18 protein-coding genes are annotated in these 19,451 nt (G+C 66.0%); 12 read left to right on the forward strand and 6 right to left on the reverse strand.

Annotation, left to right across the window (positions count from 1 at the left end):
- Nucleotides 1-93: 93 nt before the first annotated feature.
- Nucleotides 94-1,086: a tRNA 5-methoxyuridine(34)/uridine 5-oxyacetic acid(34) synthase CmoB gene (gene cmoB / locus FHR95_RS11320; RefSeq protein WP_183314456.1), complete on the reverse strand. Its 993-nt coding sequence runs from the start codon at nucleotides 1,084-1,086 to the stop codon at nucleotides 94-96.
- 12 nt (nucleotides 1,087-1,098) lie between these two features.
- On the reverse strand, nucleotides 1,099-1,845 hold the full coding sequence (gene cmoA, locus FHR95_RS11325; protein ID WP_183314457.1) for a carboxy-S-adenosyl-L-methionine synthase CmoA: 747 nt from the start codon (nucleotides 1,843-1,845) through the stop codon (nucleotides 1,099-1,101).
- Nucleotides 1,846-1,930: 85 nt separating this feature from the next.
- Between cmoA and pgi the strand changes: the two genes are divergently transcribed.
- The 7 genes from pgi (at nucleotide 1,931) to FHR95_RS11360 (ending at nucleotide 10,848) form a co-directional block, all read left to right on the forward strand.
- Nucleotides 1,931-3,613 (forward strand): glucose-6-phosphate isomerase, encoded by a 1,683-nt coding sequence (gene pgi, locus FHR95_RS11330; RefSeq protein ID WP_040183010.1) that lies wholly within the window; start codon nucleotides 1,931-1,933, stop codon nucleotides 3,611-3,613.
- 28 nt (nucleotides 3,614-3,641) lie between these two features.
- Nucleotides 3,642-4,325, forward strand: a complete 684-nt coding sequence (locus FHR95_RS11335; protein ID WP_183314458.1) for a YqiA/YcfP family alpha/beta fold hydrolase — start codon at nucleotides 3,642-3,644, stop codon at nucleotides 4,323-4,325.
- Between the two features lie 3 nt (nucleotides 4,326-4,328).
- The gene (gene parE, locus FHR95_RS11340) at nucleotides 4,329-6,209 is read left to right on the forward strand and encodes a DNA topoisomerase IV subunit B (protein WP_183314459.1); all 1,881 of its coding nucleotides are present in this window, start codon (nucleotides 4,329-4,331) and stop codon (nucleotides 6,207-6,209) included.
- Nucleotides 6,210-6,430: 221 nt separating this feature from the next.
- Nucleotides 6,431-8,683, forward strand: a complete 2,253-nt coding sequence (gene parC / locus FHR95_RS11345; RefSeq protein ID WP_183314460.1) for a DNA topoisomerase IV subunit A — start codon at nucleotides 6,431-6,433, stop codon at nucleotides 8,681-8,683.
- Complete coding sequence (gene serB, locus FHR95_RS11350; RefSeq protein WP_183314461.1) at nucleotides 8,680-9,894, forward strand: phosphoserine phosphatase SerB; 1,215 nt, start codon at nucleotides 8,680-8,682, stop codon at nucleotides 9,892-9,894. Before parC ends, serB begins: the two co-directional genes overlap by 4 nt.
- A gap of 298 nt (nucleotides 9,895-10,192) precedes the next feature.
- Nucleotides 10,193-10,423 (forward strand): hypothetical protein, encoded by a 231-nt coding sequence (locus FHR95_RS11355; protein ID WP_183314462.1) that lies wholly within the window; start codon nucleotides 10,193-10,195, stop codon nucleotides 10,421-10,423.
- Entirely contained in the window at nucleotides 10,423-10,848 is a 426-nt protein-coding gene (locus FHR95_RS11360) for a hypothetical protein (RefSeq protein WP_183314463.1), read from the forward strand. Before FHR95_RS11355 ends, FHR95_RS11360 begins: the two co-directional genes overlap by 1 nt.
- A 7-nt stretch (nucleotides 10,849-10,855) precedes the next feature.
- Here FHR95_RS11360 and FHR95_RS17025 read toward each other — a convergent pair whose 3' ends face one another.
- Both FHR95_RS17025 and FHR95_RS17030 read right to left on the reverse strand, forming a co-directional pair.
- A complete protein-coding gene (locus tag FHR95_RS17025; protein ID WP_246378537.1) occupies nucleotides 10,856-11,050 on the reverse strand; it encodes a site-specific integrase in 195 nt (64 codons plus the stop codon).
- Between the two features lie 229 nt (nucleotides 11,051-11,279).
- Nucleotides 11,280-11,915, reverse strand: a complete 636-nt coding sequence (locus FHR95_RS17030; RefSeq protein ID WP_221199305.1) for a phage integrase central domain-containing protein — start codon at nucleotides 11,913-11,915, stop codon at nucleotides 11,280-11,282.
- 95 nt (nucleotides 11,916-12,010) lie between these two features.
- On the opposite strand from FHR95_RS17030, the gene FHR95_RS11370 reads away from it, so the two are divergent.
- From FHR95_RS11370 to leuA, 3 genes are all read left to right on the forward strand, one after another.
- Complete coding sequence (locus FHR95_RS11370; RefSeq protein ID WP_183314464.1) at nucleotides 12,011-12,373, forward strand: hypothetical protein; 363 nt, start codon at nucleotides 12,011-12,013, stop codon at nucleotides 12,371-12,373.
- Between the two features lie 238 nt (nucleotides 12,374-12,611).
- Nucleotides 12,612-13,469, forward strand: coding sequence for an ion transporter (locus FHR95_RS11375; RefSeq protein ID WP_183314465.1), 858 nt, complete (start codon nucleotides 12,612-12,614; stop codon nucleotides 13,467-13,469).
- A 365-nt stretch (nucleotides 13,470-13,834) separates the two neighbouring features.
- Nucleotides 13,835-15,550, forward strand: a complete 1,716-nt coding sequence (leuA, locus tag FHR95_RS11380) for a 2-isopropylmalate synthase (RefSeq protein WP_040187910.1) — start codon at nucleotides 13,835-13,837, stop codon at nucleotides 15,548-15,550.
- A gap of 136 nt (nucleotides 15,551-15,686) precedes the next feature.
- Here the strand turns inward: leuA and epmB are convergent, their stop codons facing one another.
- Nucleotides 15,687-16,724: an EF-P beta-lysylation protein EpmB gene (gene epmB / locus FHR95_RS11385; protein ID WP_183314466.1), complete on the reverse strand. Its 1,038-nt coding sequence runs from the start codon at nucleotides 16,722-16,724 to the stop codon at nucleotides 15,687-15,689.
- A 107-nt stretch (nucleotides 16,725-16,831) separates the two neighbouring features.
- Here epmB and efp point away from each other — a divergent pair, with 107 nt between their 5' ends.
- Complete coding sequence (efp, locus tag FHR95_RS11390; protein WP_040187906.1) at nucleotides 16,832-17,398, forward strand: elongation factor P; 567 nt, start codon at nucleotides 16,832-16,834, stop codon at nucleotides 17,396-17,398.
- A gap of 193 nt (nucleotides 17,399-17,591) precedes the next feature.
- A complete protein-coding gene (gene epmA / locus FHR95_RS11395; protein WP_183314467.1) occupies nucleotides 17,592-18,578 on the forward strand; it encodes an EF-P lysine aminoacylase EpmA in 987 nt (328 codons plus the stop codon).
- On the opposite strand, the gene asd is transcribed toward epmA, so the two are convergent.
- Complete coding sequence (gene asd / locus FHR95_RS11400) at nucleotides 18,575-19,414, reverse strand: archaetidylserine decarboxylase (protein WP_183314468.1); 840 nt, start codon at nucleotides 19,412-19,414, stop codon at nucleotides 18,575-18,577. The genes epmA and asd overlap by 4 nt on opposite strands.
- Between the last annotated feature and the right edge of the window lie 37 nt (nucleotides 19,415-19,451).

Below are 19,451 nucleotides of genomic sequence, written 5' to 3' on the forward strand. Positions count from 1 at the left end.
CCGGCATCAATCCCAGCCCGCCATAGCGCTGTAGCGCCTTAGCGGCATTGCCACGGTGGCTGGCGGCCAGGCCGGCCACGTGGACGGCGGGCATCACCTTGGCCGGTTGGCGATGATCACCGCGCGCCGCGGCGCGGGGTAGCCTTCCCGGGTTCGCGTCGGGTCGTCGGGGTCGAGGAAGTCGGCCAGCGACTGGAAGGTCATCCACTCGGTGGCACGCTGCTCCTGCGTGGTGGTTATCGCCTCGTCCACCACCCGTACGTTGATCAGCCCGCAGCGCTCGAGCCATTGGCAGAGCGCGGCCGAGGAGGGCAGGAAGTAGACGTTGGGCATGGCGGCGTAGCGGCTGCCCGGCAGCAGTACCGTGGTGGCGTCGCCCTCCACCACCAGGGTCTCCAGCACCAGCTCGCCGCCGGGGCGCAGGGCCTCCTTGAGCTGCTGGATATGCTCCAGGGGCGAGGGGCGGTGATAGAGCACGCCCATGGAGAACACCGTGTCGAAGACGCCGAGCGACTCGGGCACCGCCTCGATGCCCACCGGCAGGAAGTTGGTGCGTCCGCCGTCGGCATCGCCGACGAAGTGGCGCACCGCCCGGAACTGCCAGAAGAAGCGCGGCGAGGGGTCAATCACCAGCACAAAGTCCGCCCCTTGGCCGGCCATGCGCCAGGCGTGATAGCCGTTGCCGCCGCCCACGTCGAGCACGCGGCGTTCGTTCAGCGGCGCCAGGTGCGGTGCCAGGCGCTGCCACTTCCAGTCCGAGCGCCATTCGGTGTCGATAGTGATACCGCCGAGCCGGTAGGGCCCCTTGCGCCAGGGGGCGAGCTTGCCCAGCAGGGCCTGGCACTGACGACGTCGACTGTCGTTGAGGTCCATATCGACCGAGACGGTATCGGCATTCAGCTCCACGCGCCTGTCGGCCGGCAGGGCAGGGAGCTTGGCCACGGCCTTTTCCCAGGCCGGCAGGTCACCGTAGCGCTGACGATCCAGGCCACGCGCCAGCTGGTCGGGAAGCCGGGCCAGCCAGGTGTCGAGGCCCTGGTCGAGGAAGGCCTGGTAAAGGTCGCGATGTTCCGGTGCGATCGGCACGAGGGCTCCTTGTTAGCGGCAGTCCTTGAAGGCAATCAGCGACGCAAAGTTGAGGAATTGGAACCAGGTATGGATGCGGGCAAAGCCGGCCCGGGCCAGGCGCTCGTGATGGCCTTCCAGGGTGTCGGGAATCAGCACGTTCTCCAGGGCGGTGCGCTTCTGGCTGATCTCCATCTCGCTGTAGCCGTTGGCGCGCTTGAAGTCGTGGTAGCGCTCCACCAGCCAGGCGTTCTCCTGTTCGTCGGCGGCCTTGACCTTTTCCGAGAGCACCAGCACGCCGCCGGGTTCCAGCGCCTGGTAAAGCCGCTGGATTACCGCATCACGGTCCTCGGGAGCGAGGAACTGCAGGGTGAAGTTGAGCACGATCATCCCGGCGGGGGCGTACTCCAGGGTGCGGATGTCGCCCTCGATGACCTCCATGGCATGGTCGGGGCACTCCTCCGTCAGGGTCTCCCGGGCGCGGGCCACCATGGCCGGGGAGAGGTCCACGCCGATATAGCGGAAGGCCGCCGGCGACAGCGTCCCCGCCAGCGCCAGGCCGGTGGCGCCCAGCGAGCAGCCCAGGTCGTAGACGCGCGCCCCGTGGCGCAGGTGGCGGGCGGCAATCAGCCCCAGCATGCCGAGAATCTGGCCGTAGCCGGGCACCGAGCGGCGTATCATGTCGGGAAAGCAGGCGACGACTCGTTCGTCGAAGGAGAAGCGCGCCACCCGGTCCAGGGGTGTCGAAAAGATCGCGTCACGGTAAGATGCGTCACTCATGGAACTGGCCGGATAGGATGAGAAAGGGCCCACATTCTACGCCTCGCTCACGCCGGCTGCACGACAGGACGTCCAGGAGGAAGCGATGACGCCCCCCACGATCGACCAGCGCGATGCCTGGCAGGCCCTGTCAGCCCATGCCCGCGAGATGCGCAACACCCATCTGGGTGAGCTGTTCAATGAGGTCTCGGGTCGCCACGCCGCCTTTACTCGTCAGGCGGCGGGCTTGACCCTGGATCTCTCCAAACAGCGCTGGCGTGACGAGACCCTGGTTCGCCTGCTCGACCTGGCCCGGGAAGCCGAGGTGCCCGAGGCGATTCGTGCCCTGCTCGCTGGGGAGCGGGTCAACCGCAGCGAGGACCGGCCGGCCCTGCACACCGCGTTGAGGCTGCCACCGGAGGAGAGCCTGGTGGTGGAGGGCGAGGATCTGGTGCCTTCGGTGCATGCGACGCTGGATCGCATGGCCCGTATGGTCGAGCGCTTCCACGCCGGCCAGTGGCGTGGCGCCACCGGCCGGGCGATCCGCGACGTGGTCAACCTGGGGGTCGGCGGCTCGGACCTGGGGCCGCTGATGGTGACCCATGCGCTCGCCGACTACCGGCCGGAGGGGGTGCACACCATCGACGTGCACTTCGCCTCGACCATGGACGGCTCCCAGCTGGCCGATTACCTGGCACGGCTCAATCCCGAGACCACGCTGTTCGTGCTCTCGTCGAAGTCCTTCACCACCATCGATACCCTCTCCAATGCCCGCACCGCGCGGGACTGGCTGATGGCCCGGCTGATGGGCGAGCACCGCGAGGAGGGGGTCGACGCCGAACTGGTCATGCGCCAGCACTTCATCGGGGTCTCGGCGAGTCCCGAGAAGATGAGCGAGTGGGGCATTGCCGAGGATCAGCAGCTGGCGTTCTGGGAGTGGGTCGGCGGCCGCTACTCGCTGTGGGGCGCCATCGGCCTGCCCATTGCCCTGATGGTGGGCATGCCGCATTTTCGCGAGCTGCTTGCCGGTGCCCATGAGATGGATCGCCACTTCAGCGAGGCGCCGCTTTCCGACAACCTGCCGGTACTGCTGGCCCTGGCGGGCATCTGGAACGTCAATTTTCTCGATATCCGCGCCCACTCGATCCTGCCCTACGACGGCCGCCTGGAGTTCTTTGCCGCCTACCTCGAGCAGCTCGAGATGGAGTCCAACGGCAAGTCGGTGACCCACGATGGGCGCGAGGTCAGCTACTCGACCTGTCCGGTGCTGTGGGGCCAGCTGGGACCCAACGCCCAGCACGCTTTCTACCAGCTGCTTCACCAGGGCACGCAGGCCGTGGAGTGTGACTTCATCGCCCCCAAGGTGCGCTATGACGACGTGGAGGATCCCGCCACCCGTGACCACCTGATGGGCCAGCACCGCTTGACGCTCGCCAACTGCTTTGCCCAATCGCGGGTGCTGATGCTGGGCGACGAGGCCATCGAGGAGGAGGGCCCACGCCCGGTGCACAAGCGTTATCGCGGCAACCAGCCCTCCAGCACCCTACTGCTCGATCGGCTGACGCCGAGGACCCTGGGGGCGCTGATCGCGCTCTACGAGCACAAGGTCTTCGTTCAGGCGAGGATCTGGGACATCAATCCCTTCGATCAGTGGGGTGTGGAGCTGGGCAAGCAGATTGCCGGCGAGACCCGGCGGATCCTCGAGCATCAGGCGGACATCGCGGCGATGGACGATTCGACCCGGGGCCTGATCGAGGCCGTCTGGGCGGCGGAGCGCGACGCCCGATGATACTGGCTGCATGTACAGGGGTTGCGATATGCTAGGTGCGGCTTGGCTCCCGCCGGCTGCCAGCGGGGTCCTCTATCTCCACGGTTTCAACAGCGGCAGCGGCTCGCCAAAGGCCGTGCTGATGCGTGAGGCCTGTGCCTGGCTGGGGCTGCCCTGCATCACGCCGCAGCTGCCTCATCGGCCGATGGCGGCCTTGGCGTATGCCGAGGCGCAGCTGGCTCGGCTGGGGCCGCGGCCGCTGGTAGCGGGCAGCTCCATGGGGGGCTTTCTGGCCACGCTGGTGGCCGAGCGCCATGACCTGGCAGGCGCGCTGATCAACCCGGCGGTGGCCCCGGCAAGGCTGGTGGCCGGCTGGATAGGCGAACATTTCGACAATGTCTACACCGGCGAGCGCTTCACCATCGAGGCCGCGCACCTCGAGGAACTCGACGCCTTGACGCCCGAGCGGGTCGTGGCCGAGCGCTACCTGCTGCTGCTGGGAACCGCCGACGAGACGCTGGACCCGGCCGAGGCCTTCGCCCTGTATCGCGGCGCCAGGACGCTCCTGCACCCGCAGGGGGATCACGGTTTCGCGGCGCTGGCCGACCACCTGCCGGCACTCCTCGCCCACGGCGGCCTGCGCCTGCCGCCGGGCTGGGCCGGCAGCAAGGCCCCCGGAACAGCGGGCATCGGCCTCCCGGACGACACGAACGATCGCAACCATTTTGGGTGATGCATGACGCAATACAGTGCCAGCTCCATCGAGGTCCTCTCGGGCCTCGAGCCGGTGCGCAAGCGCCCCGGCATGTATACCGACACCTCGCGGCCCAATCACCTGGTCCAGGAGGTCATCGACAACAGCGTCGATGAGGCACTGGCCGGCCACGCCGGTGAGGTCAGCGTGCGGCTGTTCGAGGATGGCGGCGTGGAGGTGGCCGACGACGGTCGCGGCATGCCCATCGACATCCATCCCGAGCACGGCGTCTCCGGGGTCGAGTTGATCATGACCCGGCTGCATGCCGGCGGTAAGTTCTCCCAGTCCAGCTACCGTTTCTCAGGCGGTCTGCACGGGGTCGGGGTCTCGGTGGTCAACGCCCTGTCGAAGCGTCTCGAGGTCGAGGTGTTGCGCGATGGCAGCCGCCACGGCATGGCCTTCGAGCACGGTGACAAGGCCTCCCCCTTGCAGGTGATCGGCAGCGTCCCCAAGCGGGCGCGCGGCACGATCTTGCGCTTCTGGCCCGAAGAGAGCTATTTCGACAGCCCGCGACTCTCGCTCTCACGCCTCAAGCACCTGATGCGCGCCAAGGCGGTGCTCTGCCCCGGCCTCAAGGTCACCCTGGTCGAACCCGACGGCAACGAGAACGTCTGGCAGTACGCCGATGGCCTGCGCGACTACCTGGCCCAGGCCACCGACGGCTATGAGGTGCTGCCGTCCTCACCTTTCATCGGCCATTTCGCCGACGACGAGCACGGCGTGGACTGGGCCATCCAGTGGCTGCCCGAGGGGGGCGAGCCGCTGCTCGAGAGCTATGTGAATCTGATTCCTACGCCCCAGGGCGGCACCCATGTCAACGGCCTGCGGGCCGGCATGCTCGACGCCCTGCGCGAGTTCTGCGAGTACCGTAGCCTGCTGCCGCGGGGCGTCAAGCTCACCGCCGAAGACCTCTGGGAGCGGGTCGCCTACGTGCTCTCGGTGAAGATGCTCGACCCGCAGTTCGCCGGCCAGACCAAGGAGCGCCTCTCGTCGCGCACCGTGGCAGGCTTCGTCTCCGGGGTGGTCAAGGACGCCTTCTCGCTGTGGCTTAATCACCATGTGGACCAGGCCGAGGCGCTGGCCGAACTGGTGATCAGCGCCGCCCAGCGTCGCCAGAAGAGCTCGAAGAAGGTGGCGCGCAAGAAGGTCACCTCGGGCCCGGCGCTGCCCGGCAAGCTGGCCGACTGCTCGGGTCAGGACCCGGCCGGCAGCGAGCTCTTCCTGGTCGAGGGCGACAGCGCCGGCGGCAGCGCCAAGCAGGCGCGCAATCGCGAGACCCAGGCGATCCTGCCATTGCGCGGCAAGATTCTGAACACCTGGGAGGTGGAGTCCCATGACATCTATGGCTCTCAGGAGGTCCACGACATCGCTGTGGCCGTGGGCATGGACCCGGGCAGCGATGATCTCACCAAGCTGCGCTACCACAAGATCTGTATCCTCGCCGATGCCGACTCCGACGGCCTGCATATTGCCACGCTGCTGTGCGCGCTCTTCGTGCGCCACTTCCCGGCGCTGGTGGATGCCGGCCACGTCTTCGTGGCCATGCCGCCGCTCTACCGCATCGACCTGGGCAAGGAGGTGCACTACGCCCTGGACGAGAGCGAGAAGGCGGCCATCCAGCGCAAGCTCGAGGGCCGGCGCGGTACCGTGAACGTGCAGCGCTTCAAGGGCCTGGGCGAGATGAGCCCGCTGCAGCTGCGCGAGACCACCATGGCCCCGGAAACCCGCCGCCTGGTGCAGCTCACCCGCGAGGTCGGCGACGGCACCATGGAGATGATGGACATGCTGCTGGCCAAGAAGCGTGCCAGCGACCGCAAGAGCTGGCTGGAGGATTACGGCAACCTCGCTGACATAGAGGTATAGCGCCAAGCCACAAGCCAAAAGCGCCAAGGGCGAGCGGCGCCGGGGGCAGGTCGGAGGGGAGGTCCTATGCCAGGGATGGCATCGGTAGCGCCCAGGGAGGGGTTCACAGCGCCTCCCCGAAGAGCTGACCCCGGAACAGCCGCGATTCGAAGCCACTGGCACCTAGTTGCAGAGGGGTGAGCCCTCGACGATTCCACGATCGCGAATAAGGTCAACGTGCTATGACCATGGATATCCAGGTGGCGGAGGGCGACGTCGAGCGCCTCTCGCTGCGCGAATACACCGAGAAGGCGTACCTCGACTACTCGATGTACGTCATCCTCGACCGGGCGCTGCCGCATATCGGCGACGGCATGAAGCCGGTACAGCGGCGCATCGTCTACGCCATGCGCGAGCTGGCGCTGGGTGCCAGTGCCAAGTACAAGAAGTCGGCGCGCACCGTCGGCGACGTGCTGGGCAAGTTCCACCCCCACGGCGACAGCGCCTGCTATGAAGCGATGGTGCTGATGGCCCAGCCGTTCAGCTACCGCTACCCGCTGGTGGACGGCCAGGGCAACTGGGGGAGTCCCGACGATCCCAAGTCCTTCGCTGCCATGCGCTATACCGAGGCGCGACTGTCGAAGTTCGCCGAGGTACTGCTCGCCGAGCTGGGGCAGGGCACCGTCGACTGGACCCCCAACTTCGACGGCACCATGAACGAGCCGGTGGTGCTGCCGGCGCGGCTGCCCCACGTGCTGCTCAACGGCGGCACCGGCATCGCCGTGGGCATGGCCACCGACATCCCGCCGCACAACGTGAACGAGGTAGTCGAGGCCACCTGCCATCTGCTGCGCCACCCCGAGGCCACCACGACCGACCTGCTCGGGCACCTGCCGGCCCCCGACTTTCCCACCGAGGCGGAGATCATCACGCCGCACAGCGACCTGCGAAAGCTCTACGAGAGCGGTCGTGGCTCCGTGAAATTGCGTGGCCGCTATGTGCGCGAGGAGGGCAACGTGGTGGTCACCGCGCTGCCCTACCAGGTGAGCGGAGCCAAGGTGCTGGAGCAGATCGCCGCCCAGATGCAGGCCAAGAAGCTGCCCATGGTGGCCGACCTGCGCGACGAGTCGACCCATGAGGAACCGACGCGGCTGGTGATCGAGCCGCGCTCCAGCCGGGTCGATATTGAGGCGCTGATGGCGCATCTCTTCGCTACCACCGACCTCGAGAAGAACATCCGCGTCAACATGAACGTGATCGGCCTGGATGGCCGCCCGCGGGTGATGGCGCTGCCCGACCTGCTCGGCGAGTGGCTGCGCTTCCGTCGCGCCACGGTGCGCCGGCGTCTCGAGCACCGTCTGGGCAAGGTCGAGGACCGCCTGCATATCCTCGAGGGGTTGCTCGCCGCTTACCTCAACATCGACGAGGTGATCCGCATCATCCGCGAGGAGGACGAGCCCAAGCCCGCGCTGATCGAGGCCTTCGCGCTCTCTGACCGCCAGGCCGAGGCGATCCTCGAACTGCGCCTGCGCCACCTCGCCAAGCTCGAGGAGATGAAGATCCGCGGCGAGCAGGACGAGCTCGAGGCCGAGCGCAAGCGCCTGCAGGAGCTGCTCGGCAGCGAGGCCAAGCTTACCGACCTGATCGAGGAGGAGCTGCGCGACGCCGCCGAGGCGCACGGCGATGCCCGCCGCTCGCCGCTGGTTGAGCGCGAGGAGGCCCGGGCGCTCTCCGAAGTCGAGCTGGTCGGCGCCGACCCGGTCACCGTGGTGCTCTCCGAAAAGGGCTGGATCCGCAGCGCCAAGGGCCACGAGATTGATCCTGCGGGGCTTTCCTACAAGGCCGGCGACCGCTTTCACCTCGCTGCGCGGGGCAAGACCAATCAGCCGCTGGTGCTGCTTGACGACACCGGGCGGGCTTACACCCTGTCGGCGCATAACCTGCCCAGTGCACGGGGCCAGGGGGAGCCGGTCACGGGGCGGGTCAACGTGGCGGCCGGGGCCCACATGGCCGGCCTCATGCTGGCGCCGCCGGAGAGGCGTTTCCTGCTGGCCTCCGACGGCGGCTACGGCTTCGTCGCCCGCCTCGACGAGCTGACCGGCAAGAACAAGTCGGGCAAGGCGATTCTCAGCGTGCCCAAGGGCTGCAACGTGCTGCCGCCGCTTGACGTGCCGGCCGAGGAGGGTGCCAGCGTGGCGGCGGTCTCCAACGAGGGACGGCTGCTGGTCTTCCCGATGGATCAGCTGCCCGAGATGGCCAAGGGCAAGGGCAACAAGATGATCGATATTCCCGGCGCCCGCGCCGCCCGCCGCGAGGAGTTCATGCGCGACCTGGTGGTACTGCCCGCCGGCGCGGCGCTGGTGGTTCACGCCGGCAAGCGCCACCTGACCCTCAAGGCTGGCGACCTGGACTATTATCGTGGCGAGCGCGGCCGGCGCGGCAGCAAGCTGCCTCGCGGCCTGCAGAAGGTTGATCGGCTGGAGATTGCGGAATGACACGACGCGTATTGATCCGTGCCACCGGTGTAGCACGTCCCGGCCAGCTGGCCGGCCTGGGCAAGGCCCTGGCGACCAGCGGCGCCCGGCTGCTGGACATCAACCAGAGCGTGACCTTCGGCATTCTCTCCCTGGAGGCCCTGGTAGGGCTCGCCCAGGAGAGCGACCTGGAGGGAGCCCTGGCGGCAACGGGCGACAGCCTGGGCCTGGACATCCAGGCGATCCAGGTCAGCGCCGAGGACTACCAGCGCTGGAGCGTGCAGGCGAGCCAGCCGCGGCTGATCCTGACCCTACTGGCGCCCCATCTGCCGGCCGGCATCCTGGCCGAGGTGGGGGCGTTGACCGCCGAGCATGGCCTGACCGTGGAACTGATCCACCGCCTCTCCGGCCGTGAACCGCTGGACGGCGGCATGCCCGAGCACGGTGCCTGTGTAGAGTGCTGGCTGCGCGGCGAGGAGGTCGACCTCGAGGCGCTGCGCGAGAAGGCGCTGGCGCTGGGTGCCATGCACGGGGTGGACATCGCCCTCCAGGAGGACTCCATCTGGCGTCGCCATCGCCGCCTGGTCTGCTTCGACATGGACTCCACCCTGATCCAGACCGAGGTGATCGACGAGCTTGCCCGGCGCCACGGCGTGGGCGATGAGGTGGCCGAGGTGACCGAGCGGGCCATGCGCGGCGAGCTCGACTTCCAGCAGAGCTTCCGCGAGCGCATGGCGAAGCTCAGGGGGCTTGACGAGTCGGTGCTCGTCGAGATCGCCGAGGAACTGCCGCTGATGGATGGCCTCGAGCGGCTGATGCGCCACCTCAAGCGGCTGGGCTATCGCACCGCGATTCTCTCCGGCGGCTTCACCTACTTCGCTCGCCACCTGCAGGAGCGGCTCGGCTTCGACGAGGTCCACGCCAACGAACTGCTGATCGAGGATGGCAAGGTCACCGGCGAAGTGCGCGAGCCGATCCTCGATGCCGACCGCAAGGCCGAACTGCTCCACGAGATCGCCCATCGCGAGGGGCTGGCCATGGAGCAGACCATCGCCGTGGGCGACGGCGCCAACGATCTCAAGATGCTGGCCGCCGCCGGGCTGGGCATCGCCTTCCGGGCCAAGCCGCTGGTTCGGGCCCAGGCCCGGCAGTCGATCTCCACCCTGGGGCTCGACGCCGTGCTCTACCTGATCGGCTATCGCCAGGGGGACCTGGAGGAGCCGGTTCAGTGAGTACAACCTTCGAGATCTGGCGCGACCGCTTCGAGCGGCTGCGTGCTCAACAGGATTTTGCTGCATAGAAAACAATTGCTTACGCTTATTTAATGTACGTAGTGCAGGTGGTTTCAGATTTTTAAATCAACCACTTGCACGCGTATTGTGCGTAGGATTTCTAGATCCGTCCGGTTCGCCTCGCTTGATTCAGTTTACCCGCTATCTTAATCTCATGGGCTACACAAAGTCGGTCGTAGAAGCCGACCCGGCCGGTTGCCTGAGGACAATGCTGGCTACCTATAGGGAGAACAGGCACATGATGCAAACGAGAGATCAACGCAACAGGAGTGTCACAATTGATATGCTGCCTGGCGTCAAGCGACTGAGCAGCAAGGAGTTTATGGCGATGCCGCGTGAAGAGCGCATGGCATACCATGTCGAGTTTAAGTTACCCAAACTGGGTTCGCGCCGGTTCGGCTACTTCGAGCTGACACCTCGCCGGGAGACAGATCGCACCTATAGCCGCATCGGACGGATTCTGGGCTAATGGAGCCGACAGAGCCAACAGAGCCAGGTGGTAACAACGATCGCAATCAATTGCTGAATCGGCTCCTCGACATTGAGGAGCGTAAGCTGGAGCAGAACAGCCGGGCCTTGCAGGTGGAAGCGCAGCGTGACGCTCAGCACATGGACTTGGCCAAGCAGCAAAATGACCTATTCGCCGAAGACCTCAAAGATCAGCGCAGGTCGAATCGCAAGATGTTGACCGGCCTGCTTCTTGCAGGCGTCATCATCTTCGTCATCGTGGCGTTGGTGCTGGTGATTCTTGCCCTCAATGATAAGGCAGAGCTGGCAACAGAAGTGTTGCGTACCTTGGTCACTTTGTTCGGTGGCGGCGGTATCGGCGGCGTCATTGGCTATATTGTCGGCGTGAGACGCACGTCGGAAACCTCTCCCGAAGAAGATCCCTAGCCCACGCCTACCTACTGCTCGGATCGACCTCGGCCAGGCTGAGGTAGTAGACGACGAGCATGTGTTCGTTGCGGTGGCCGCTGGCTTCTTGCTTGTCATGGCGGTTGCCTTCGGTGTCGGTGATGCCTCGGCGCTTTAGGTCGTGCAGGCCGAACTTCTCTTCCTGGGTGATCACGCCTGCGTCGACGGCGGCTTCCATCATGCGATACCAGGCACCGTCGAGGCCGCCACGGGTTAGGGCGCCACCGCCAATGAACAGCGGGCGGCGTGCCGGGTCCAGCGGTACCTCTCGGCCGTTCTTCTCTCATAGGTCGTTGCGCACGGCGATGGCGGCATGCCCGGCGCTGCGTAGGCGCTCGTTCCAGCGCACCAGGTTGTCGCGGCTGCCCTTGCGGCGATTGGTGCGTATGCAGGCCTCGGTGGCGTTGACCTCAAGTGAGGGTGAGCACTTCGATCGCGTGCAGCCGGCAGAGATAGGCGGTCTCGATCAGGGCCCACAGATAGGGCGCGACGACGCTGGATGCGGTCGTGCTGCCTTGGCCGCGTGCCTGGCAGAACTGGGTGACCAGGGCGAGCACCAAGCGTTCGGGGAGGCGATGGCGTGCGCGTTCCTTGGCGGGTTCGATTGTCCAGGCGGGGTTGTCGGTGCAATGGCCACGGTTCATGCCCCAGCGGTAGATGCGGCGCAGGTAGGCAACGACGTGATTCGCCTTGGCGGGTGTGCCTTCCTGGGCTATGCGATCCGCCAGCCGTTGGACGATGTCAGGGGTGATGCGGTGGCAGTTGAGGTCGATGATCCGCGACTCGGCCCGCATGGTGGTGCGCTCGAGGACCAGACGGGCATAGCTGTAGCTTTCCTGGGTCTTGCTGGCCAGGCGCTTGAACAGGTCGCTGTTGTGGAACTGGTCGGCGAGCCAGCGCAGGCTGTGCCGGTCACTGGTGTGCATGTCCTGGGCGATGTGTGCAGATCCGCCAGAGTGGCCCTGGCGCTGGCGTAGGCTTACCCAGCCACGTCGCTTGAGGCGCTTGCGCGAGATGGTGAGGCGGTAGCGGGTGGCGTCGTCCATGGGTTCCATCCAGGAGGGCCCGGCGGGTGCTATGCTGGCAGAATGCGCCGGCTGATGCAGGCCGACAAGGAGGTCACTCAACAGCAGGAGGCAAGATGCGGATTATCGGCGGCTCGTTCGGCACTCGCGGCAAGATCGACATCGGCAAACACGGCATCACCGTGCGCGGTGCCCGGACGCTCACCTATCTCCCCAGCCAGCTCGCCACCCTTCATGCCCGCCGTGAAAGCGAGAGGCGGTTTGCTGTGCTTACCTTTCTGCTCGGGTTGATCATTTTTGGCGGCCTGGGGTTCCTGTTCCTCGGGCCTCTGGGTCTGATCATCGCCCTGGTGCTGTGCATCGTCGGCTCGTTCTACCGCCGCACCAACTACTATACCGATCTCGTCTTCACCGACGGCAACAGCGTGACGGTGGAGACCACCCGCCGCCAGGCCGATCAGCTGGCCGAGTTGAAGTAGCCCATCGCTGCCCCCCGCTCCTTGAAAACGAGCGGGTTACCCCCGGCAGACTCTCCAGATTTCGCGTATGGCCACCTGCTCGCGTGATAACATCTCGCGGCCCAAGGACGCTATGGGGGCTATTTGTACGTCGAATTGTACGTAGCGCCGTGCGCTAGCCGCTGTCAGCCCGTTAGCGCCTTCCATTTGTTTCGGTAAATACCCAGTATTATCAGTTGATTGTGAGATTCCAAGCAACATGAGTACCACCTTCGAGATCTGTCGCGACCGCTTCGAGCGGCTGCGCGCCCACAAGGCCTTCGAGCTGACGGTGATCACCATCATCGTGGTCTCGGCGCTGCTGATCGGCGCCAAGACCTACGAGGAGACCAACCGCTTCCAGCAGTGGCTGCTGGTCATGGACGTGGCGGTGACGGTGTTCTTCCTGGTGGAGATCCTGATCCGCATGGCCGCGGAGAAGCGCCTGCGCGACTTCTTCCGCAAGGGCTGGAACATCTTCGACTTCCTGATCGTCACCGCCAGCCTGATCCCGCTGGATGACTCGGAGATGGTGCTGCTGGCGCGGCTGCTGCGCATCTTCCGCGTGCTGCGCCTGGTGTCGATGATCCCTGAACTGCGCATGCTGATGGCGGCGCTGGTCAAGTCGATCCCGCGCATGGGCTATGTGGCCCTGCTGATGTTCATCATCTTCTACATCTACGCGGCGATCGGCAGCTTCCTGTTCGCCGAGGTGGATGAATTTCTGTGGGCCAACATCTCCACGGCCATGCTGACCCTGTTCCGGGTGGCGACCTTCGAGGACTGGACCGACGTGATGTACGCCACCCAGGAGCTTTATGCCTGGAGCTGGATCTACTACCTGACCTTTATCTTTCTCACCGCCTTCATCTTCCTCAACATGATGATCGGCATTGTGCTCGACGTGATGCAGAAGGAGAGCGCGCAGATGGAGATCGAGAGCGGTGAGGGCGAGGCCGCCGAACTGCACGGTTTGCGCCATGATGTGCGCCAGCTGAGTGCCCAGCTCGACCGCATGGAAGCCGCCCTCGGCGACAGACAGCGCGGTGCCAGAGTTGACAGGCGCGTTGAAGACTGATTCTCTAGGGGCATGAACATCACATCCTGCCACTTCGTTTTCGACCTACGACTACCCCTATCCTGCCGCTGAGCGCGACGGGCGATGTTGCTGCATCGCCGTCGTCTGGCTGATTCGCCAGCAGTTAGAGCCAGCAGTTAGAGCCAGCAGTTAGAGAGTCCCGGTCGAAACGAGGTAGCACGATGTCCACCACCCGCATTACCCGCCCCATGATCACTGATGCCGTTGCCATGGTCCGCGCATGCCCCCGGGTATGTCGCCGGAATATGGTCAGCGGCACCGTATCTCACGACACCCCGCACGCCTTTCGGCCGGCGGGGTGTCGTCGTTTCTGAATGCCGCCGCACACCAGGGAGAACGCCACCATGATGCTCGATAACCCCGCCACCAAGTACCGTCCCTTCGTGGCCGTCGACCTGCCCGACCGCCAGTGGCCGAACCGTCGCCTCGAGACGCCGCCGCAGTGGTGCAGCGTCGATCTGCGTGACGGCAACCAGGCACTGATCGACCCCATGGACCAGGAGCGCAAGCAGCGCCTTTTCGACCTGCTGGTCAAGGTCGGTTTCAAGCAGATCGAGGTGGGCTTTCCCTCGGCCTCCCAGACCGATTTCGATTTCGTGCGTAACCTGATCGAGCAGGACAAGGTGCCCGACGACGTCACCATCCAGGTGCTGACCCAGGCCAGGCCCCATCTGATCGACCGCACCTTCGAGGCGCTGAAGGGGGCGAAGAACGCTATCGTCCACGTCTACAACGCCACCGACCCGGTCTTCCGTCGCGTGGTCTTCCACGTCAGCAAGGAGGAGTGCATCCAGATCGCCGTGGATGCCACCACGCAGATTCGCCGCCGCATGGAAGAGGCACCCGAGACCCACTGGACCTTCCAGTATTCGCCGGAGCTGTTCTCGACCACCGAGATGGACTTTGCCGTGGAGATCGTCGAGGCGGTGGCCGGCATCTACCAGCCGTCCGTCGACAAGCGGATGATCGTCAACCTGCCGGCCACGGTGGAGATCGGCACGCCGAACCACTACGCCGACCAGATCGAGTGGTTCTGCCGCCACGTGGCCGACCGCGAGAGCCTGATCGTCAGCCTGCACCCGCACAATGACCGCGGTACCGGTGTGGCTGCCGCGGAACTGGGCATGATGGCCGGCGGTGACCGGGTCGAGGGCACGCTGTTCGGCAACGGCGAGCGGACCGGCAACGTCGATATCGTGACGCTGGCCATGAACCTCTACACCCAGGGCGTTCATCCGGGGCTCGACTTCTCCAACATCACGCCGGTCATGCGCGAGGTGGAGCACTGCAACCAGCTGCCGGTGCATCCCCGTCACCCCTATGTGGGTGATCTGGTCTTCACCGCCTTCTCCGGCTCCCACCAGGATGCCATCAAGAAGGGCATGGCCGAGCGTCGTGAACATCCGGATGATGTCTGGGCCGTGCCCTACCTGCCCATCGACCCGCTGGATGTCGGGCGCAGCTACGAGGCGGTGATTCGCGTCAACAGCCAGTCCGGCAAGGGCGGGGTCTCCTACCTGCTGGAGCAGGAGCACGGTATCGAGCTGCCGCGCCGGCTCTCCATGGAGTTCAGCCAGGTGGTGCAGGAAGTGGCCGACCGCCTGGGACGCGAGATCACCTCGCAGATGATCTACCAGGCCTTTGTCGACGAGTACCTGGCCAAGGTCTCGCCCTTTAACCTGGTCAGCCACCGCCTCTCTTCCGAGCCCGACAGCCCCAAGGTCCACCTCGAGGCGACCATCGAGGAGAAGGGCGAGCACCGCACCATCCAGGGGGAAGGCAATGGCCCGCTGGCGGCCTTCATCAAGGCACTGGCGGCGGCCGGCCATGACGTGGAGATCATCGACTACCACGAGCACTCCCGCGGCCAGGGCTCCGACGCGGAGGCGATCGCCTACGTGGAAGTTCGAGCAGGCAACGAGGCGGTGTTCGGGGTCGGCACGGACGAGAGCATCACCAGCGCCTCCATGAAGGCGGTGATGAGCGCCCTCAACCGTCATCTCTCCACCCGCGCCCCGGCACCCAACGTGACCGAGGAGAGTCTTGAGGTGGCCAAGTAAGCGATGCGTGACTGATCCGGAGACAGGCACTTCGCGGGGGCGCTGTAAACCCGTCCCTGGGCGCTACCGATGCCATCCATGGCATAGGACCCCCGCTTCGGCCTGTCTCCGGCGCCGCTTACCTTGATGCTCGTCGCTACAGCGTTGTCTTGCTGGCTTCGCCGGGAATTTCCCGCACCAGGCGCGGCATCAGGAAGCCCGGGAGCTGTTTCCGTAGGCCCGCGACCAGCTCGCGGGCCTGGTCGTCACTCACGTCAAAATGTGCCGCGCCGGCCACCGGGTCCAGCACGTGAAGGTAGTAGGGCAGGATGCCGGCCTCGAACAGCCGCTCCGAGAGCGCGGCAAGGGCCTCTACCGAGTCGTTGACCCCGCGCAGCAGCACGCTCTGGTTGAGCAGGGTCACCCCGGCATCGCTGAGCCGGCGGCAGGCTGCGACCACGGCCTCGTCGATCTCGTTGGCATGGTTGATGTGTAGCACCATCACCTTCTGCAGTCGGGTGGCGGAGAGCCAGCCCAGCAGGGCGTCGTCGATGCGCTCGGGAATCACCACCGGCAGTCGGGTGTGGAGGCGCAGGCGCTTGAGGTGAGGGATGGTGCCTAGCCGCTCGACCAGCCAGGCCAGCTGGCGGTCGCTGGCGGCCAGCGGGTCGCCGCCGGAGAGGATCGCTTCGTGGAGCGAGGAGTCGTCTCGCAGGGTGTCGAGGGTGCGCTCCCACTGCGCTCGCGAGGGGGCGTTCTCCTCGTACGGGAAGTGGCGGCGGAAGCAGTAGCGGCAGTTCACCGCGCAGGCGGGGCTCGCGATCAGCAGCACCCGGCCGGCATATTTGTGGATCAGCCCGGGCGCGGGCGCATGCTCGGCCTCCTCGAGGGGGTCGGCCACATAGCCGGGCGTCGGCAGCGCCTCCTCGGCCAGCGGCAGCACCTGGCGTAGCAGGGGATCGGCGGGGTCGCCGGGCCGGATGCGCGCCAGGTAGGCCTCGGGAACCCTGACCTCGAAGAGGGCGTGGCCACGCTCGGCCCCCGGCCACCAGGTCTCGTCGAGCCCCAGGCGACGGCATAGCTCGCGGGGGTCACGGATCGCCCTGGCCAGCTGGGTCTGCCAGCGTGCCTGGAGGGGCAGGGGACGAGCCTCCCGGTCGGGACGCTGCAAAAGGGCGCTGCTTCGGGTTATCATGCGGCACACCAGTCAATGCGAACGGGGGAGTGACCCCCGTCGAATTTCATCTGCTTGCGCGCGCCCCGGCCAGTGCCGGTGGCGCGCTCGAATATGGGTAAGACATCATGGCCAACTATTCTACCAACGAATTCAAGGGCGGTCTGAAGGTGATGCTGGACGGCGATCCCTGCACCATCGTCGAGAACGAGCTGGTCAAGCCGGGCAAGGGGCAGGCGTTCAACCGCGTCAAGCTGCGCAACCTGATGACTGGCCGCGTCTGGGAGCGCACCTTCAAGTCCGGCGACTCCCTGGAGGCCGCCGATGTCCTCGAGCTGGAGATGGAGTACCTCTATACCGACGGTGACATGTGGTACTTCATGAAGACCGACGGCTCCTTCGAGCAGTACGCCGTGGAGAAGAAGGCGCTGGGCGACACCGAGAAGTGGCTCAAGGAGCAGGTGCCCTACACCGTGACCCTGTGGAATGACAACGTGATCAACGTCACCCCGCCGAACTTTATCGAGCTGGAGGTGACCGAGACCGACCCCGGCCTCAAGGGCGACACTGCCCAGGGGGGCTCCAAGCCGGCGACCCTCTCCTCCGGCGCCGTGGTCCGCGTACCGCTGTTCATTAACGAGGGCGAGGTTCTTAAAGTGGATACGCGCACGGGTGAGTACGTCTCCCGCGCCTGAACCGGGCTTCGCCCGGAGCTTGAAGCGATAAGCTGTAAGCTTTACGAAGAACCGGGCTGGTTGCAGCCTCTTGGCTTACGGCTTACGGCTTATGGCTTACGGCTTACGGCTTACGGCTTACGGCTTACGGCTTACGGCTACGTTGGCCACGCTGATTAAGGCGTGGCCTTCGTCGTTTCTGGAGAAGAACGCGATGTCGATTGACTGGCGCCCCACGGCGACGATCGAGACCCTGCGCGAGCGGGCGCGCCTGCTCGCCGAGGTGCGCGCCTTCTTCGCCGAGCGCGGCGTGCTGGAGGTGGAGACGCCGGTGCTGGGCCACGGCGGCAGTACCGAGGTGCATCTGGCCTCGCTCTGCGCCGAGGCCACCACGCCGGCCGGGCGCGAGCGGCTATGGCTGCAGACCTCGCCGGAGTTTCACATGAAGCGGCTGCTGGCCGCGGGCTCAGGGCCGATCTTCCAGCTGGCTCGAAGCGTGCGCGACGGCGAGGTGGGGCGGCGCCACAACCTCGAGTTCACCATGCTGGAGTGGTATCGCCCCGGCCTTGACCTCGATGCGCTGATCGAAGAGACCGCTGACATGGTGCGTACCCTGCTGGGCCGAGAATGGGGGGATACGCCGTGCCCGCTGCGCCGCCGCCGCTACCGCGAGCTGTTCCGCCAACACCTGGCCATCGACCCCTTCACCGTCCCCCTCGACGAGCTTCGCCGCCTGGCCGGCGAGCGGGGCGGTCTGGAGATGGCGGATAGCGACCGCGACGGCTGCCTCGACCTGCTGATGGGCCTTGCAATCGAGCCCCACCTCGGGCGCGAGGGCCTTGACGTGGTTGTGGATTATCCGGCCAGTCAGGCGGCGCTGGCCCGTCACCATCGCGACCCCGAGGACGGCGCCAGCGTAGCCTCGCGCTTCGAGCTCTATCTGGAAGGGCTGGAGCTCGCCAACGGCTATGACGAGCTGACCGATGCCGAGGAGCAGGCGGCGCGCTTCGCGCAGGACAACGCTGACCGCCGGGCCGCGGGCCTGCCCGAGGTGGATGTGGATACCCGCCTGCTGGCGGCCCTGGCGCACGGCATGCCCGAGGGCAGCGGCGTCGCGCTGGGCTTCGACCGGCTGGTCCAGCTGGCGCTGGGCAAGGCGAGCGTGGCGGAGGTCATGGCGTTTGCCACGCCGCGCTGCTAGAGGCTACCCAGCGACTGCCCCATCAGCACCATGTCGCCGGGCACCCGTTCGTCATCGTGAAAGCTGACCGACTCGGCGAGCGCCATCACCACCGTGGAGCCGAGCTTGAAGCGGCCCATCTCCTCGCCCTTTTCCAGCCGGATCGGTTTATCGAAGCGGATACGCTGCACGTCACCGCGGGGCAGGGGGGTGATCTGCCCGGCCCACACCGTCTCGATGGCGGCGACAATCATCGCCCCAACTAGCACCACCGCCATGGGGCCCTGTTCGGTATCGAAATGGCACACCAGCCGTTCGTTGCGAGCGAACAGGTTGGGCACATGCCGGGTGGTGGCGGCGTTCACCGAGAACAGCCGGCCCGGCACATAGACCATCTCCCTCAGGGTGCCCGAGAGCGGCATGTGGACCCGGTGGTAGTTGCTCGGCGACAGATAGACGGTGGCAAAGCTGCCGCCCAGGTAGCGGCGGGCGGCCTCCCCGTCACCGCCGAGCAGCTCCATCATCGAGAAGCGATGGCCCTTGGCCTGCAGCAGCTGGCCGGCTTCGATGGCGCCGAACTGCGAGAGGGTGCCGTCGGCGGGCGCGATCAGGCCCTCGCCGATAGGGCGGGCATCCTCCTCCAGGGCGCGGGTGAAGAAGTCGTTGAAGCTGGCATAGGCCGTGGGGTCGGGCTCGGCGGCCTCGTCCATGTCGACCTTGAACTGCCGTATGAAGGCCTTGATCAGGGCATTCTTCAGCCAGGGCAACCGGCAGTCAGCGAGTCCACCCACCAGCCGCGAGAGCAGGTGGTGGGGCAGGGGGTACTGAATCAGGGAAAACAGCTTGGCTAGGGTCACGAAGGAATGGTTCCTCAGGGGGAGCGGGGAATTAGAA

This window comes from Halomonas fontilapidosi (assembly GCF_014192285.1).
In the GTDB taxonomy this organism is placed as follows: domain Bacteria; phylum Pseudomonadota; class Gammaproteobacteria; order Pseudomonadales; family Halomonadaceae; genus Halomonas; species Halomonas fontilapidosi.

Bases quoted from the DNA above. Each gene is read 5' to 3' on its own strand.
- pgi (WP_040183010.1), top strand. From the start codon at position 1,931: ATGACGCCCCCCACGATCGACCAGCGCGATGCCTGGCAGGCCCTGTCA.
- FHR95_RS11335 (WP_183314458.1), top strand. From the start codon at position 3,642: ATGCTAGGTGCGGCTTGGCTCCCGCCGGCTGCCAGCGGGGTCCTCTAT.
- epmB (WP_183314466.1), bottom strand. From the start codon at position 16,724: ATGATAACCCGAAGCAGCGCCCTTTTGCAGCGTCCCGACCGGGAGGCT.
- FHR95_RS11375 (WP_183314465.1), top strand. From the start codon at position 12,612: ATGAGTACCACCTTCGAGATCTGTCGCGACCGCTTCGAGCGGCTGCGC.
- leuA (WP_040187910.1), top strand. From the start codon at position 13,835: ATGATGCTCGATAACCCCGCCACCAAGTACCGTCCCTTCGTGGCCGTC.
- FHR95_RS11360 (WP_183314463.1), top strand. From the start codon at position 10,423: ATGGAGCCGACAGAGCCAACAGAGCCAGGTGGTAACAACGATCGCAAT.
- epmA (WP_183314467.1), top strand. From the start codon at position 17,592: ATGTCGATTGACTGGCGCCCCACGGCGACGATCGAGACCCTGCGCGAG.
- FHR95_RS17030 (WP_221199305.1), bottom strand. From the start codon at position 11,915: ATGGACGACGCCACCCGCTACCGCCTCACCATCTCGCGCAAGCGCCTC.
- parE (WP_183314459.1), top strand. From the start codon at position 4,329: ATGACGCAATACAGTGCCAGCTCCATCGAGGTCCTCTCGGGCCTCGAG.
- FHR95_RS11355 (WP_183314462.1), top strand. From the start codon at position 10,193: ATGATGCAAACGAGAGATCAACGCAACAGGAGTGTCACAATTGATATG.
- serB (WP_183314461.1), top strand. From the start codon at position 8,680: ATGACACGACGCGTATTGATCCGTGCCACCGGTGTAGCACGTCCCGGC.
- cmoA (WP_183314457.1), bottom strand. From the start codon at position 1,845: ATGAGTGACGCATCTTACCGTGACGCGATCTTTTCGACACCCCTGGAC.
- FHR95_RS17025 (WP_246378537.1), bottom strand. From the start codon at position 11,050: ATGATGGAAGCCGCCGTCGACGCAGGCGTGATCACCCAGGAAGAGAAG.
- FHR95_RS11370 (WP_183314464.1), top strand. From the start codon at position 12,011: ATGCGGATTATCGGCGGCTCGTTCGGCACTCGCGGCAAGATCGACATC.
- parC (WP_183314460.1), top strand. From the start codon at position 6,431: ATGACCATGGATATCCAGGTGGCGGAGGGCGACGTCGAGCGCCTCTCG.
- efp (WP_040187906.1), top strand. From the start codon at position 16,832: ATGGCCAACTATTCTACCAACGAATTCAAGGGCGGTCTGAAGGTGATG.